We start from the raw sequence: 500 nt of genomic DNA, 5'->3' as shown, positions 1-500 counted from the left end.
GCACCATTCTCAGGGAGTCTGTCGATCCACTCAAGTGCAACTGACCACTGTGTCGCCCATTGTTTTGTTAACCATGCTTGAATTCATTATCGATGAAGGCGTATTCTGTCAAGGACCAGCTGACCCCTGGAATCACGCCGATGGTGGGGCTTCTCTGTCATCGCATGCGATCTATTGGATTCCGTGCGCTGTTTACACCCGCGTTTCTCTGTCTGCTCATCAAAAGCTTCGCGCACAGGTTTCCGCTTGTCCGTATTGGGCCTTTAGCACATCGAAATACACCGTCCGCTTTCTTGTACACCAACTAATCGAGTTTGATTTCGCTGCTCTTGAAAAGTTAACCGACTCTTCTAACCGACTGACCTAAACTATCTGCATGATACAGTAGACTAATTCATATTCATTTTTGTGTAGACTACCAAACTTACCCCCTACTGGCAATTGAAACCATAAACTATTAAATCCTAGGATAGCTAAGAAATGGTAGAGTGATTAACCTT

General features: G+C 45.0%; 1 protein-coding gene. It reads left to right on the top strand.

Features of this window, described 5'->3' with window-relative positions; translation table 11 throughout:
* Positions 1-367 (top strand): hypothetical protein (locus GY843_RS11825; RefSeq protein WP_297309845.1); only part of this gene is annotated, 367 nt, incomplete at its 5' end.
* Positions 368-500: the final 133 nt, after the last annotated feature.

This window comes from Neptuniibacter sp. (assembly GCF_024231755.1).
Taxonomy (GTDB): domain Bacteria; phylum Pseudomonadota; class Gammaproteobacteria; order Pseudomonadales; family Balneatricaceae; genus Neptuniibacter.
Note: the sequence above shows the minus strand (reverse complement) of the source record. Positions and strands in the feature narration are given on the sequence as shown.